We start from the raw sequence: 15,167 nt of genomic DNA, 5'->3' as shown, positions 1-15,167 counted from the left end.
AATGGAATCTTTTTGGGGAACGCTGAAATGTGAAAAGTACTATTTACATAAATACCAAACGACATTGATAAATACATTCACTTTTACAATTACGAGAGATTACAGAAAAACCTAAACGGCCTCAGCCCCATAGAATTCAGGGCTAAGGCCGTTTCATAGATCTTTATTTTTTGTGCTGTCTACTTGACGGGATGCAGTTCATTGGCCGCCATGCTCTGTATCTAAATTCTTCACACTATTACATTCCTCTCAGCTTTTACTCATCCCCGGTTGCAACGGCGTTGTTGGGGTAACTAATCCAATCACTCCACTTAGTGAACCACTCACTGAAAATGACTTCGAAATGTACATCGAGATATTGGTAGAGTAACATCCCCCGCTCCAAGTTTTGCATTAGGCCTTAACCGACTTTTTGTCTGGGGAGAAAACGGCAATCAACTTCATGCAATTGCTCTCATAGAGTGTCATATTTTGTATTTTATAAATTATGATTGATTTATTATTGTTGATTCTATGTTGATTGATTCATTTGTACTTCTAGATTGTTGATTTTCTAACACTAACTAAAAAAACAACACTATAGTTAGAAGTTCTACCCCTGATTAATAAAGACAGGTATAATCGTACGGACGCATAAGCACGCTATATAATAACTTTATGGGACCGCTTGTTGACTCCATGTTGACTTCGAGACATAAAAATAAAGAGCAATGGCGATCACCTCACCTTGCTCTGCATCCAAGATCTATATACTATTACATGCCTCTCGACCTTTACTCCTCACCCGTCGCCACCGGATTATCCTTATTCGCGCTCCAATCACTCCAACTACCCGCATACAGCTTCACATTCTTATATCCCGCTTCCTTCAGAGCGAACACGTTCGGCGTTGCCGTTACGCCAGAGCCGCAATAGACGATAATCTCGTCGTCCTTCGAGATGCCTTCGAACCGTGCAGCTTGCTCCTCGGCGCTCTTCCACTTGCCATCGGCGCCGCGGCCCTCGGTCCAGAAGCGGTTAATTGCGCTTGGAATATGTCCGCCGACCGGGTCCATCGTCTCGTTCTCGCCGCGATAACGAGCAGGATCACGCGAGTCGATAATGACCGTACCCGCGCGGCCGATCCGCTCGCGCACCTCGTCTTGGCTCACAAGCATCTCCTCCCGAAGACGTGGTGTGTACACAACGCCTTCCACATCCGCCGGTACCTCCGTCGTGACCGGATAGCCTGCCGCGACCCAGCCCGCATAGCCGCCATCCAGCACGACTGCTTCGCCTGTATGGCCCGTCCATTGCAGCAGCCACAGCAGACGCGAGGCCATTGCCCCGCCTTGGTCGTCATACGCCACAACCGGCGTATTGTTGCTAATGCCGATGCGGCCCAGCGTCTTCGCCAGTACAGCCGGGTCCGGCAGCGGATGACGTCCGCCCCGTCCGTCCTCACGCTTCGGCGAGGAGAGATCATGGCTCAAGCTCAAATAATACGCCCCTGGCAAATGCCCCTCGACATACGCGCTGCGCCCTGCATTCGTGTCGGTCAGCACATAACGTGCATCGACGACGACGCGCCCATCCTTGCCTAAGTGCTCCCGCACCCATTCCGCCGACTTCATATAGGACATCACGAATCACTCCTTAATAGTCTTGAACCAAACTTTTACTTTTCTTGCCCATCTACCCGTTATTCACGCTGCCCGACTGCCCGCTAGCAATCGGCTACCCCTTCGTAACCTCCGTCGCAAAATCAACCGTCAGCCTGATCGCCCGCTCCAAATCGTCCGTCGTTCCTGCCCACGGATGCACCGCACCGAACGTATGGTTGGCCCCTTCCAACACAACATACCGATGCTGCGGCGCCCTCTGCTGCAATTCCTCGAACCCATGTACAAGACGCGGCGAATCGTTGTCACCTTGCAGGAACAGCGCCGGTATGTTCATCGCTGCCGCCCGAGCTACGATATCGAATCGTTCCGCATTCTGGTCCAGATCCTTGAAAAATGCTGGCGAGATCGGCATCTGTTGCTTCGTCCGCGCATTCGGAACATAACCGACGCCCACACGCAGCACAGTCTCGCGGAACTCATCACCGAACAGATCGCAGTCCGCTATCCCGTTCCATGATACAATGCCGCGAAGCTCTGCCTCATGATCTGCCGCGTACAATACTGAATCCCCACCGCCGCGGCTGTGGCCCACCAGCACGATTCGCTCGGTATCAAGCCGCTCCGCGAGCGGCAGTCGTCCCTCGCGAGCCGCCGAGAGCACCGCTTCAATATCTCCGAGCTCGAGTGTATGCGTATTGATCGCGAACTTGTCCAGCTCGTCGAAGTCGCTCTCGCCTACCCCGTTATGCGAGAAATTGAACGTCACGACCGCGAAGCCGCTTAATGCCAGCCTCTCTGCCGCATAGGGGAAGCTTCCCCAATCCTTGAACCCTTTGAACCCGTGCAGCAGCACGATAATCGGCTTGCGCACGCCCTCGGCTCCTTCAGCCTGGACCCGCACATCCCCCCGGATACGTGCATCCGATCCCCGCTCCAGCACGAACGTTTCATGAAGCAATTCATGACCTATACTCATTATTGCGCTCTCCTTTCCATTCCCTCTCTAACGATTCGAATAATCTCATTCCTCCGATGCCGTGAACGGCTTTCATTAGCTTTATCATAGCATTCCAGCCTATCATCAGGAAAATGTTTCTGCATCATTCTAACTTCCTTTTGCCCTCCTGCGTTCCTTCTATCTTGCTCAACTCGAGCTGCTGCGCCAAATAGTCCAACTTACTCCGCGTAACCATGCGCATGTCAAATCGACCAATATTCTATGATTAAGAAGGTCATTTTACTCGGAATTGTAGTATAATCGTCTTAGCATAACGGTTCCTTACATTTATAATAAGGAGGCTTTGCGACTATGACTACTCAACCGGTACATTCCGGTGTTGACGATGTGCCCCTCCATCGTGTGCGCGGCAATCAACTCGGTATTTTACTATTCATTATTATTAGCGTTGTCACCCAGCAGCTATGGCTGCTCATTGTGCCTCTTGTCGTGCAGATCATAAGCCGCACATGGGGCGTTCGGTACAACCTGTTCGTTCGCCTTTTCGCTCGGATCTTCCCCATCAGCCAGAGAACCGAAAGCCGCGAGCTGCTCCGGTTCAACAGCTTGCTGGCGATTCTTTTCCTTACAGGAGCCTTAATTGGATTTGCGCTGGGCAGCTCTATTGTCGGCTACATCTTCATCGGCTTTCTTAGCATAGCTGTCATACTGGCGCTCTGCGGGTTCTGCCTCGGCTGCTTTATATATTTTCAGTGGAAGCAATTCGTCGCCCGAAGACGGATAAGCGGATAACACGCCGTCTTGTACTGTGAAGCCTGCAATTATTACAGGCTTTCTTCATATTAATAACCTAATGGACTTTAATTCTTGCCTACTCTGCATCTATTCCTCGCACCAGCATTCCATTTCGAATGCATTACTGTACATCGTGCAAAATTCCGCAAGCCTGAGAGACTCATAGCGGACCGTTCAGCCTAGACTAATGTCAGAGCACCAGCCCGGGCAGGTCCTAGCACCGGCAAGAATGCGCATCGCCGTCTCTCCATACCGCCGCCTTGCTGCCTCATCATCGCAGCAAGCGCAACAAGGTCCCGCATCTTACCCGATTGCGGGACCTTCGTCTATTATACCGCCGTAATCGGCTCCTGATCATCGCCTTGCCGCGTTCTGCGGGCTGACACCGCCATCATCAGAAACACGGCCAGCATCGCAGCCGCTAAGCCAGCGATCATCCACATCGTCGTCGTCGTGCCATAGCTGTCCATCAGCCAGCCCGCTACACGAGGGAACACCGCTCCGCCAATACCGCCGGCAGCGACCATCAAGCTCGTCGTCCGGTCCGTCATACCGGTAATGCGGCTGTTAGCATAGACAAGGGCAACAGCGAACAGTCCTGACATTGCAAGTCCGGCCAAACAAGTCCAGATCACAAGACCATTGAACGACATTGTGAACACCGATAAAGTCAGCACGAGAATCGACCCGACCGATGCCATAACGATATAGAGCGCAAACCCGATCCGATCCGCTAGAGGACCCGCGAACAAGCGCCCGATGACCATGAACGTCCAGAATAAGCTAAGTACAGAAGTCGCATTCGTATCCGTCGTCCCAGTGCGCTCGATCATGAAGCTTGCCAGATAGTTAGAGTAGCTCATCTCTAATCCGACATAAATCATAAAGAACAGTACACCGAACAGCAGAAAAGGGATCGCCTTCCGGTTATAGCTGTGTTTCGGCTCTCTTTCTTGCTCCAGCTTCTTGCTCCGAATGCCATCAGATGCTTCAGACGGTCCCGCCGGCCAACGGATACGGTCGTCCGCCTCTCCGAATGACATTGTCAGCCAAAGCATCATCGTCACGCCCGAAATTGCAGTTAATACCGGAAACGACAGCTGCCACACTCCCTCGTGGATCAAATAAGCTGCCCCGATCGGCATGACAAGTGCACCGATGCCGAAGAACACCTCCAGCAACACCATTGAGGACGCCTTCTTCGCATCCGACAGGCTGATAATCGTCGCACCGACGATCGCCTCGGCCATTCCGAAGCCTAAGCCTGCCAGTGGTGCAATTAATAGCATAAGTGTCCATGGCCCCAGCATGCTGTAGGAAGCCTCCGCAACGGTCAGGCAGCCGAACGCTAGCACGAGCGCGCTTCTTTTACCGATTCGTGAAGTGATCATCGGAGCAGCAAGTACTCCTAGCAGATAGCCAACGAATTGACTCGTTATCCACAGACTTCCTTCTTTATAATCGAGTTTATAATGCGCGATCACCGGCTCCAGCACGGCCCCTGTTAGTACCATAGCCAGACCGATGAGAAAATAAGATAAGCTGCCGACGGCAATCAATTTACGCATAGGAACTCCTTAAAGGTTTTGCGGAATAAGAGCAAGCTCTATTACAACTCAATAGCGAAACCTGCTTCGCGAGCTATAGGCTTGGTGATGCTTTATACAGGTCACTCATTAATCTGTTATCCTATATATAAACCTGATTCAAAAGGCTGGTAACAGCATACCCAAAAACCTACCTCATCATCATACCACTGGCCGCCCTTGCCTAACTGCCACGGGTTCGAATCTTTCGTGACAAAATTGGAGGTCATCACCTTGAAGTTCCATAATTCTGATAAAAATATCGGCTTCAACAGTCGTTCCGTTAACCCCCAGTTCCGCTTCGTTCCGATGAGCCTTGAACAAGCAGAGGAGCTGTGCGGCTGGCGCTATGAGCCGCCATTCGATCTATATGGATGGCCAGACTGGAGCCGTATGAAGGCCGAAGGCATCGAATTCGGTGACGAAACGATCCGCAGACAGCAATATATGACCGCCATAGATCATGAGGGCCATATGATCGGCTTCCTGCAATTGTTTCCGATGCTCGGCGTAACCCGTCTCGGCCTTGGCCTTCGCCCGGATCTGTGCGGCCGCGGATTCGGCCCGGCATTCGCCAATGCAGCCGCTGAAGAAGCGCTCCGCCAAGCGCCTGATAACGCCGTCGATCTCGAAGTGCTCACTTGGAATATCCGAGCCATTCGTGCTTACCAGCGAGCGGGCTTTGTCATTGAGGACACGTATGAGCGACCGACACCGACAGGATTGGCTGAGTTCCACTGTATGATCTATACTGGAGCCAGCTTAGATTAACCGTACAACCTGCGTCACATTTCCAGCCTGTACCACTTCAATAATATGATGCTTCTCCACATAGACGATAGCACCGTCACCTACACGAATGTCCGCCTGCTGGCCGAGACCGTAGAACACATCATCGGCCAGCGCCTCCATCACTTCTGCCTTCTCCTCGTCTCCGAGCTCCTCCCACTCTTCCTTCGTCATTTCGAAAAACTCATAGCTATTCGGAATCGCGCTTACCGCCTCCGTCAAATCCTTCAATATATCCGCATATTCGCGCGCGTGTCTAACACCCATTCGAATCCCGTCCCTTCGTATCTTTTCATTGACTACGCCGCGATTGCGCCGCATTCAAGCTTACATTCCCTGCCCCTCTATGCCGCTGCATCACGGTTCTCGCAATCATCGCGAAGCAGTCCCGCCCGACATGGCATTTGAAATTCGCAGGGTCTCTCCATTTTACACCAAATGCGCTACGCTTTCATTTCCGACAAGCGCCACTCACCAAAACATTTTGTAAGCTGCATTCATGAGCCTAAACGACATTCTTATGGCATTTTTACGACATCTGATAATACTTTTCGACCTTCCGCCGACAAAAAGAACTATTATCTCTAATTTCTGCCCCACAATATGACGATATAATAGGAAATGGGATGCTTATGTGCATTCAGACGCAGCATCATTGTTCGTCGAACTTTCTACTATTGGACGGGGTGTATTATGGAGAAATCAACTGGTATCGGTATTGGACTCGGTCTCGTTGCCGTCATTTTCGGGATGTATCTCAAGGGAGCTCCAATCGTCAATCTGGTGAACAACCCGGCAGCGTACGTCATCATTTTTGTCGGTACGCTTGCGACGTTATTCGTCGGATTCCCGCTCTCGGAAATCAAGAAAATTCCGACCTTATTTAAAATTATTTTTAAGCAGCAAAAGCTGCCTGAGCGCGAGGAACTGATCCGTCTGTTCATGGAATGGGCAACGATCACGCGCCGCGAAGGTCTGCTCGCATTGGAAGCAAAGGTTGATGAAATCGAAGACTCATTCCTACGCAACGGCATGCGGATGATTATCGACGGTAATGACCAAGACTTCGTCCGCGATGTGCTGCTTGAGGACATCGCCGCAACGGAGCAGCGCCATAAGACGGGCGCGCTGCTGTTCTCTCAAGCAGGTATGTACGCGCCTACCCTCGGGGTACTTGGCGCCGTTATCGGTCTCATCGCCGCTCTGTCGGATATGAGCGACATGGAGAAGCTGTCTCATGCCATTGCAGCCGCGTTCATCGCGACACTGCTCGGTATTTTCTCCGGTTACGTGCTGTGGCACCCAATTTCGAATAAGCTGAAGCGTCTGTCCCGACGTGAAGCGGACATCCGCTTGATGATGGTAGAAGGGCTTCTGTCTATTCAGAGCGGCGTCTCAACGATTGCGATCAATCAGAAGCTGTCGGTATACTTGACGCCTGCAGAGCGTGCGAAGATGCTGGAGAAGGAGGAGAGGAAAGGTGAGCAGGAAGCGTAGACACGAAGAGCACGAGGAGCATGCAGACGAATCGTGGCTCATCCCTTATGCCGACTTAATGACGCTGCTGCTTGCACTCTTCATCGTCCTTTTCTCCATGAGCTCAGTCGATGCCAAGCGGTTTGATGAGATGAGCCGCGCATTCAACATGGCGCTCGACGGCGGGATGGGTGTTCTGGATGGATTCAAGTCGATCGAACAGAATCCTACTAGTAAAACCGAGGATTTTACAGAGAGTATTGAGCAGCGGCAGGCACAGACGGTCAAGAACAAGAACAAGAGTCAGAACAGTGAACTCGAGAAGCTCCGTCAGAAGGAGCAAGAGGATCTTGAGAAGCTGAAGAAGCAGTTGGATCAATATATTAAGTCCGCCGGTCTGACGACTCAGCTCGATACGAAGCTGAATCAGTCTCAGCTCCTGCTTACGATCAGTGACAACGCTTTGTTCGCCTCCGGCAGCGCAGCAGTGAAGCCGGATGCCCGTAAGCTTGGTCAAGCAATCGGCAAGATGTTGTACAAGTATCCGGGATACGAGATTATCGTTGCCGGCCATACAGATGACCAGCCGATCTCGAACCATGAGTTCCGCAACAACTGGGAGCTGAGTACGCAGCGCGCGCTCAACTTCATGGAAGTGCTGCTCAGCAGTGCAGATATCGATCCGAAGCTGATCAGCTCAACCGGCTATGGCGAATACCGCCCGGTGGACACGAACGATACAGCTGCAGGCCGGTCGAAGAACCGCCGTGTCGAAGTGTCACTCATGCGTAAATATACAAGTGAGACTGACACTAATACGACCCTGGCCGCCAAATAACACAAGAGGCTGGTATGCCAACCGCTCGCTCCAAGCAAGCGTCAGGCGTACCAGCCTCTTGTCTTATCTCAATGCTCTTGCGGTCTGTAGTTCAGCATCTTGAACAGCTCGTCCAGCTCGTCGCGGTGCAAGTCTCGCCAGCGCCCGATCGCCAGATCTCCCAGATGAATGTTCATAATCCGCATCCGGCGAAGCCGAACGACATTGTAACCAAACACTTCGCACATCCGGCGAATTTGACGATTCTTGCCCTCAGTCAGAATAATCTTGAACACTCGCTCCGCTACACGCGTCACCTTGCATGGCAGCGTCATCGTGCCGAGAATTCGAACGCCGCTGCTCATCCCTTTCAAGAACATATCCGTTACCGGCCGATCCACCGTCACGATATATTCTTTCTCATGCTTTCCCTCAGAACGCAAAATTTTGTTCACGATATCTCCGTCGTTCGTCAGCAGAATGAGCCCTTCTGAATCCTTGTCCAGCCGCCCGATCGGAAAAATTCGCTCGCGATGGCCTACGAAATCGACAATATTGCCCTTTACCTGACGCTCGGTCGTGCTCGTAATGCCAACCGGCTTATTCAGCGCAATATATACATGCCGCTTCGACTCGCCGATCTGCTTGCCATCCACCCGCACGTCATCCCCCTGCTCCGCTTGACTGCCAAGCTGGGCCATGATCCCGTTAATCGTAACGCGGCCCTCTTCTACCAGCTTGTCGGCTTCCCGCCGCGAGCAGAACCCGGTCTCGCTTATAAACTTGTTAATTCTCACTGTCCTTCACCCCATCATGCTGCTGTCCGAGCCTTCGTTCCTCTTGCCGCCGCGTCGCTCCTCGCCAAGCGCAGCTGTATCTGCCGAATTGTACACATAAACGCCTTCTGCAGCAGGATGAGTTCCGACTTTAAGCATAGCGGCCGCGACAGTATCGCCCCCAATCGGCCTGTACCTGCGCAGCCCTCCTACCATGAACGGCCGAAGCGCAACTGCCGCCCAAGAGCCGATCAGCTCAACTAGGCGTAATTCCTGTCGTTTGCCGAGCAGAAGCGACGGGCGAAATAGATGCAGCTCCGGAAGCTTCAATTCCGCAAGCTCTTCCTCCAGTTCCCCTTTCACACGGCTGTAAAAAAACGGAGAAGACGTCGATGCGCCCATCGCGGTCACCGCTACAACCTTGCGGCTGCCACGGTATTTAGCCCATTCGCCCAGCATTAACGGATAATCGAAGTCAACCTTACGGAACGCTTCCTTCGACTTCGCCTTACGTCTTGTCGTTCCAATGGCACAATAGACGACATCAGCCTCCACATCAGACAGCGCCTCGGTCATCCGATCGAAATCAGCGACGATAACGCGCAGCTTATCTGCCTTCGCTCCCGCAGAAGACACGATTCGCGCCGACGGACCGTCCAGCGGTCGACGCGTCAATATGACCAGCTGTTTGCAATCGTCCTGTGCCAGCAGCCTTCCCAGCAGCGAGCTGCCAATCAAGCCGGTTGCTCCAACAAGCAGCGCCCGATAGCCGGTTGGTGTTGGCATTGAAGCCACTTGCGGTTGATGCCATTCCACGTACCGATCCCATCCTTCATATGCCGCATACGCGCTATGTGTCTGTACCGTCTATTGTACCTGAAATTGGGCCGTCAATCGAGACTGCTGTGGGCCGATGCAGCCAAAGGAGTGTAATTCTTAAGAAATTTCTTTCAAGCTCATCGATTGTTCACTCTCAACTTGTGCCGTTTGGTCGAGCTGATTTGCCGAATCTGGCAGATCCGTTGACTCCACCCCGTAAGGGAGCGTGATCATAACCGTCGTCCCAACGTTCACCTGGCTGGAAATAAACATCGTGCCGCGATGGCTTTGAATGATTCGCTGACTAATCATGATGCCAAGTCCTGTACCGGCCTCCTTGCCCGTCACGAATGGGTCGCCGAGCGATGGAATCATTTCCTCCGGAATGCCGCAGCCTTCATCGATAATTTCGATGCACACTTGCTGCTGCTCGCTGATCTCTACTTTAATCTTAATCGTACCGCCGCTTGGCATCGCTTCCATAGCATTCTTCAGCAAATTGATGAACACCTGCTTCAGTTGATTCTCCTCGCAATGTACGTAACAGGCCTCCTTCGTAAATTCACTTTGAAAAACTACGCCGCACAAGTGCGCTTGACTATCGAGCAGCGACATTACATCACCAAGTACAAACCGAACATCCTTCACCTGAAATTTCGCAGCCTGCGGCTTCGCCAGAATAAGAAACTCGCCTACAATGAGATTAATGCGGTCAAGCTCTGTCATCATCATATCGATATGCTGTCGGTTCAGCTTATTCGTCTGCATCTGCAGCTGCAGAAATCCTTTGAGCGTTGTCAAGGGATTACGAATTTCGTGGGCGACCCCGGCCGCCAGCTTGCCGACTGTCGTCAGCTTCTCGGAGCGGCGGAGCAGCTCCTCCATCTTGTTGCGGCTCGTCATATCGCGCGTAATGCTTGCGAAGGCGCGTATTGTACCACCCGGGTCACGGATCGGCGATATCGTAACGCTAACCGAGATGTATTCACCGTTCTTCTTGCGCCGCATCGACTCCATCGGTGGCACGGTCTTTCCTGCCATCAGCGCCTCTATTGCCTTCTTCTCCTCCTGCTCCCACTGAGGCGGAACAAAAGCCAGCTTGCGACCAATTACCTCATGCTCCTCATAACCGAACATCTGCGTAAATGCTGCATTCGTTGACGAAATAATACCGTTATGATCGAACACGTGAATCGCATCCGTCGTATGGTTGATGAACGATTCCAGATAATCCTTCATCGAACGGTTATCTTCAAAGGCTCGTTTCAGCTTATCCATATAAATGCTAATATTTTTGGACATATTATTCATTTGAGTGGCAAGCTGTCCAAATTCGTCCTTGCCGTGCGCAGGGATGATGTCGTCGAACTTGCCATTGGCGACCTTACGCACTTTCCACACAATCGTATCAAGCGGTTTGAAGATCCGTCCAAGCAGCCAGTAAGCTGCAAGCGTCACTGTAACCAACAGAATAACGGAAACGATCAATTGCTCTCGAAGCTCCTGCTTTACGATGGCATCCGTACGTGCGAGATCGAACACGATCCGGACGACGACAGGCTCGGGATAATGATTCAGCGGAGCATAATAGACAAGCGAATGCTGCTCACGACCGAATGTGATGTCAGAGGTAACAACCGTCCCTTTAGCTGCCTTCAATATGGACGCTCGTTCATCATCGGTACTGTGGAGTCCGTAGGTTCCCTGGACCAATAACGGCTCGCCATTCTCTATTCGCAGAATACTAACTTCCTGTACACCATGATAAATATAGCTGTCATCCGTTCCAATCCGTTCAGTGTACAGCTCCAGCTCATCCGATTTCTCCATCTTCGTCGTGACGTCGTGAAGGTAAGCCTCGACCTGCTCTCTTAGATGCTTATTTAACATCATCCACTGATGCAACATATATGTCGCAAGAATTACACTGATAATAGCTGCAATAACAAGCGTTAATTTCTTCTTGACTGACATCATTGTCACACCCTTTTAGGTTGTCCAGTTCGCACTATTTCGATATAATTCTACTTTATTTCATCATACCATAATTTACATCAAATGAAAGCGAGGCCATTGTGACCTAAGTCAACCATGGTTTGTTCAAGCTGATCGTCAATTGGTTCTACACACTTAGATAAAGTTATCCCTAATAAGGTGTGCATGGGATGTGGATTAGGCCCCTGTTATCCACAGTTTATTCGCATTATACACAGGCTTATTCACACCCATGTATGGATTGTTGATAATTTAGTGGACAAAAGTCTAGGTTATCCACATAAATATGCACATGCTGTTAACAACGAATATCTGTTCGCGGCACAATTCGATCATGTTCGACATTTATCCCTCGTCGAATTGTGTAATAGCATGAATGACCCATAAAGATTCAATACTTTTGATGGAGTTATCCACTACGTCACCCTTACCTGTGGACTACTATACAGCTTGCAGATCAGGTATGGAGGTATGGTGGAAAACAAGATACAATAAGGGACGAGGTGACAGGCAAGTGACAGCTGAACAACGATTTGAACGAGAAGAAGACCGCCGCTGGATGGCGGCGGCTATTGAAGAAGCGCGTAAAGCGGAAGCGATTGGAGAAGTTCCGATTGGCGCCGTTATCGTGCGGGATGGAGAAATTATCGGCCGAGGACATAACCTTCGAGAGACTAAGCTGGATTCAACCGCGCATGCCGAAATGATTGCGATCCGTGAGGCGAGCCAGCATTTAGATGCATGGAGACTGCTCGACTGTACATTGTACGTCACTCTTGAGCCTTGCCCGATGTGCGCAGGCGCCATCGTGCAATCGCGGGTCAAGCGTGTCGTCTACGGTACGCATGATCCGAAAGCTGGCTGCGCAGGCACGCTGATGAATTTGCTGCAGGAGCCCCGATTCAATCACGAGGCCGAGCTAACGAGCGGCGTCATGCAGGAAGAATGTGCGTTGCTGCTAACAGCCTTCTTCCGCAGCCTTCGGCACAAAAAAAAATAGCGCCTAATTATTAGGCGCCAGCTCATAGTTGAAGCGTCACACTCGATTATTATTCGAGCGACTAGCTCCAGTTCGATTCAATTGCTGCAACATAATAATGACACGGTCAGCTTCCTCACTGATCGCAATAACGTCTGGATCTGTTAAAGTACCGCGCGCTTCAGCCATCTCGTGGAGCTTCAGACGGAGCGCTTGCAATTGAGTGAGCAGTTCATTCTTATTCATGACACACGCTCTAGGCTCGCTCCCATCACTACGTTAACTCTTGTGGTTATATACATATATTATAACCAACTGCTGGTGGCGAGTCTGTTGGATTGTGTCGAATATTTCAAAGAAAATGTACATTTTTTTTCGACATTACTGACACTTAACTAGGTCTAATTACCCATTTCTCAGCTTATTCTAGAGATTCCGTACACTCGGTACGGCCTTGCACCGAACATAGCCCCATGGTAAAATGTTAATTACTGTGCGCCCGTAGCTCAGCAGGATAGAGCGACAGTTTCCTAAACTGCAGGTCGGAGGTTCGAATCCTCTCGGGCGCGCCATCATATGACTATCAGTCTTGTCCTAGACAAGGCTTCTTTGTTTTTCCGGGGTAAATTCCAAGGGCGCTCTTTAGCAGAAAGTGACGCAGACTTATTCAGCAACTATTCAGCAAGCATTCAGGTTTGAGAGGTAGGACTAGTCTATACTTACTTGTATATGTAAGGAATTCTTAATTCTTATCATTCACCAAGTGAGGAGCATCATGATGAACATTTCCGCTGTGACAAGCAGCAGCACGAGTACAGCAAGCACGTCTACCTCTTCTTCGGACGAAACGGCCGCTCTAGAGAAACAGAAAACCGAGCTTCAACAAGAAATATCCAAGGAACGTCAAAGCAAGGACGATGAGAAAACGAAGAGCGAGAAAATTAAGCAACTGGAACAACAAATACAACTGATAGAGATGCAAATTGCGCAAAAACGGGCAGATGCCGCTAAGAAGAACCCAGTAGGCAGCCGTACGAGCGAAAGCGGAAAGAATGAGGCACAAGAAGGTGCAATCTCCCAAGGCAGCTTGAGCGTCGGCCCGGCAGCTAACTCCGATCGAACGATCGATTTTCGCGTATAGTAATGGTACAAACACCGCCTATATAAACAACTCGCAGGCGGCTTCACGTTGCTTCAGATTCCTAAATTGCAGACCGGAGGTTCGAATCCTCTCGGGCGCGCCAATTGAAATCGATTAAGCCCTTGATGTATAAGGGTTTTTTGTTTTCTCCAAAAACAACGCCCTACCTTCTAAAACCGGGGAGAGCTCCATCTAATCCAAAACTGTGTCAAACAACTCCTCTATCGGCACACCAAGCGCATGAGATATCCGGAATAGATGCTCATCTTTATGTTGAATACTTTTGTCGAATCGCGATACTGCAGCTTGAGGTATACCTGCCATTTCAGCAAGGGTTTTGGGGGGATTATGGTCGAGAAGCAGATCACTTATGATGAAATCGGTAGGAACATTGAGTCCCCGAGCAAATACCAAACCCTCCGTTGGTGACAACCAACTGGAGGGCTCTTTTATGTCCCATTCTTTTTGAATGATGCGAATAATTCTTGTGTCTGTAGCGTAATTGTAGCGCATATTTCGATATATTTATAGCATATCACGTTGAGGATGCTCGTCTGTGACAAAATATTGGGAGGCAGCGTATGAAAAGAATCATTTTAATATTCCTAGCCGCTTCACTGGCACTTACAGCTTGCGGGAACAACAATAACAGCAAAAGTCCAGAGGAAGTCGTACAAGGATTTTATCAGGCATTACAGGATAGAAACTATGATAAAGCAAAAGCATATCTAGTTGAAACGGACGGAAATGGAAAAACATCCGATGATGTAGTGAATAGGCTTCAAAAGCAATACGATATGAACAGCGCTAAGATAGAAGGGTTTAAGATCCCGGAGTTGGTGGATTACGATACGACTCGCAAATATACAAGTGTTAATTTTTGGGGGACAACTAAGACGGGAAATTTTGATCAGACGGATACGATGTTGTTGATCAAAGAGGGCTCTAGTTGGAAAATTGATACGAGCTCCGTAATCAAGAAGGAGCCTATTCCGTCAGAACCATCTGTTTTTGAAGATTCAACCGTCGGTGAATTCGTAACGTTCAGCGATTTTTCTAAAATAGTTACAGTGAATGGGATGGGGATTACAGGGTATATTGAAAACCTTCTATCAGATCGAAAACTGATATTTAATAATTGTGTTGTATATCTTGAAACAACCGAAGGGTCTTATAAATTTTCCCAGCCCGCAGGGGCTATCGGTTCTGAGAAAACAGACTTTTATTTTGCTTTTGAAGGGGCAACAGGAGAGGTTAAGGAACTTACCATAGAGGGAATATACATTTCTGACTCAGCCGGTAATATTGGATTAAATCCAAACGGAAAAATACTGCATATAGTCTTCTAGAAGCTCCAAATAACAGCCAGCACGAAGACCCCCTATCATTTATAGCTTGCAGCGCAAGTGTAGCGCATGTTTCTATATAATTA

General features: G+C 50.0%; 15 protein-coding genes, 1 tRNA gene and 1 pseudogene. 9 read left to right on the top strand and 8 right to left on the bottom strand.

Translation table 11 applies throughout. From position 1 onward, the window contains the following. A pseudogene (locus tag PXY01_RS20400) lies at positions 1–159 on the top strand (IS3 family transposase); the annotation flags it as partial. A 614-nt stretch (positions 160–773) separates the two neighbouring features. Here the strand turns inward: PXY01_RS20400 and PXY01_RS20395 are convergent. Next, positions 774–1,622, bottom strand: a complete 849-nt coding sequence (locus PXY01_RS20395; RefSeq protein WP_127572707.1) for a sulfurtransferase — start codon at positions 1,620–1,622, stop codon at positions 774–776. Positions 1,623–1,716: 94 nt separating this feature from the next. Beyond that, the gene (locus PXY01_RS20390; RefSeq protein WP_127572705.1) at positions 1,717–2,580 is read right to left on the bottom strand and encodes an alpha/beta hydrolase family protein; all 864 of its coding nucleotides are present in this window, start codon (positions 2,578–2,580) and stop codon (positions 1,717–1,719) included. Positions 2,581–2,913: 333 nt separating this feature from the next. On the opposite strand from PXY01_RS20390, the gene PXY01_RS20385 reads away from it, so the two are divergent. Next, the gene (locus PXY01_RS20385; RefSeq protein WP_127572703.1) at positions 2,914–3,354 is read left to right on the top strand and encodes a DUF4395 domain-containing protein; all 441 of its coding nucleotides are present in this window, start codon (positions 2,914–2,916) and stop codon (positions 3,352–3,354) included. A 332-nt stretch (positions 3,355–3,686) separates the two neighbouring features. On the opposite strand, the gene PXY01_RS20380 is transcribed toward PXY01_RS20385, so the two are convergent. Further along, complete coding sequence (locus PXY01_RS20380; RefSeq protein ID WP_127572701.1) at positions 3,687–4,925, bottom strand: MFS transporter; 1,239 nt, start codon at positions 4,923–4,925, stop codon at positions 3,687–3,689. Between the two features lie 327 nt (positions 4,926–5,252). Here PXY01_RS20380 and PXY01_RS20375 point away from each other — a divergent pair, with 327 nt between their 5' ends. Next, positions 5,253–5,714 carry a GNAT family N-acetyltransferase gene (locus PXY01_RS20375; RefSeq protein WP_127572717.1) on the top strand — a complete coding sequence of 154 codons (462 nt, stop codon included), beginning with the start codon at positions 5,253–5,255 and terminating at the stop codon, positions 5,712–5,714. Here PXY01_RS20375 and PXY01_RS20370 read toward each other — a convergent pair. After that, on the bottom strand, positions 5,706–5,999 hold the full coding sequence (locus PXY01_RS20370) for a hypothetical protein (RefSeq protein ID WP_127572699.1): 294 nt from the start codon (positions 5,997–5,999) through the stop codon (positions 5,706–5,708). The genes PXY01_RS20375 and PXY01_RS20370 overlap by 9 nt on opposite strands. Positions 6,000–6,425: 426 nt before the next feature. Between PXY01_RS20370 and motA the strand changes: the two genes are divergently transcribed. Further along, a complete protein-coding gene (gene motA, locus PXY01_RS20365; RefSeq protein WP_127572697.1) occupies positions 6,426–7,229 on the top strand; it encodes a flagellar motor stator protein MotA in 804 nt (267 codons plus the stop codon). Then, complete coding sequence (locus PXY01_RS20360) at positions 7,213–8,046, top strand: flagellar motor protein MotB (protein WP_127572696.1); 834 nt, start codon at positions 7,213–7,215, stop codon at positions 8,044–8,046. The genes motA and PXY01_RS20360 overlap by 17 nt, the downstream gene beginning before the upstream one ends. Before the next feature lie 68 nt (positions 8,047–8,114). On the opposite strand, the gene rluF is transcribed toward PXY01_RS20360, so the two are convergent. From rluF to PXY01_RS20345, 3 genes are all read right to left on the bottom strand, one after another. Continuing rightward, positions 8,115–8,822: a 23S rRNA pseudouridine(2604) synthase RluF gene (gene rluF, locus PXY01_RS20355; RefSeq protein WP_127572694.1), complete on the bottom strand. Its 708-nt coding sequence runs from the start codon at positions 8,820–8,822 to the stop codon at positions 8,115–8,117. Between the two features lie 6 nt (positions 8,823–8,828). After that, on the bottom strand, positions 8,829–9,617 hold the full coding sequence (locus PXY01_RS20350) for an NAD-dependent epimerase/dehydratase family protein (protein ID WP_246028029.1): 789 nt from the start codon (positions 9,615–9,617) through the stop codon (positions 8,829–8,831). A gap of 120 nt (positions 9,618–9,737) precedes the next feature. Continuing rightward, positions 9,738–11,597 (bottom strand): ATP-binding protein, encoded by a 1,860-nt coding sequence (locus PXY01_RS20345; RefSeq protein ID WP_246028028.1) that lies wholly within the window; start codon positions 11,595–11,597, stop codon positions 9,738–9,740. A 532-nt stretch (positions 11,598–12,129) separates the two neighbouring features. On the opposite strand from PXY01_RS20345, the gene tadA reads away from it, so the two are divergent. Then, entirely contained in the window at positions 12,130–12,615 is a 486-nt protein-coding gene (gene tadA, locus PXY01_RS20340; RefSeq protein WP_281277897.1) for a tRNA adenosine(34) deaminase TadA, read from the top strand. Positions 12,616–12,651: 36 nt separating this feature from the next. Here tadA and PXY01_RS20335 read toward each other — a convergent pair whose 3' ends face one another. Beyond that, entirely contained in the window at positions 12,652–12,840 is a 189-nt protein-coding gene (locus tag PXY01_RS20335; RefSeq protein WP_127572690.1) for a Spo0E family sporulation regulatory protein-aspartic acid phosphatase, read from the bottom strand. 249 nt (positions 12,841–13,089) lie between these two features. On the opposite strand from PXY01_RS20335, the gene PXY01_RS20330 reads away from it, so the two are divergent. The 3 genes from PXY01_RS20330 to PXY01_RS20315 all read left to right on the top strand — a co-directional run bounded on the left by PXY01_RS20330 (position 13,090) and on the right by PXY01_RS20315 (position 15,084). Further along, positions 13,090–13,166: transfer RNA gene (locus tag PXY01_RS20330), tRNA-Arg, on the top strand. Positions 13,167–13,369: 203 nt separating this feature from the next. After that, the gene (locus PXY01_RS20325; RefSeq protein WP_127572688.1) at positions 13,370–13,735 is read left to right on the top strand and encodes a FlxA-like family protein; all 366 of its coding nucleotides are present in this window, start codon (positions 13,370–13,372) and stop codon (positions 13,733–13,735) included. Positions 13,736–14,316: 581 nt separating this feature from the next. Then, entirely contained in the window at positions 14,317–15,084 is a 768-nt protein-coding gene (locus tag PXY01_RS20315) for a nuclear transport factor 2 family protein (RefSeq protein ID WP_127572687.1), read from the top strand. Positions 15,085–15,167 lie beyond the last annotated feature (83 nt).

The sequence above is a fragment of the Paenibacillus xylaniclasticus genome, assembly GCF_004001065.1.
GTDB lineage: Bacteria > Bacillota > Bacilli > Paenibacillales > Paenibacillaceae > Paenibacillus_T > Paenibacillus_T xylaniclasticus.
Note: the sequence above shows the minus strand (reverse complement) of the source record. Positions and strands in the feature narration are given on the sequence as shown.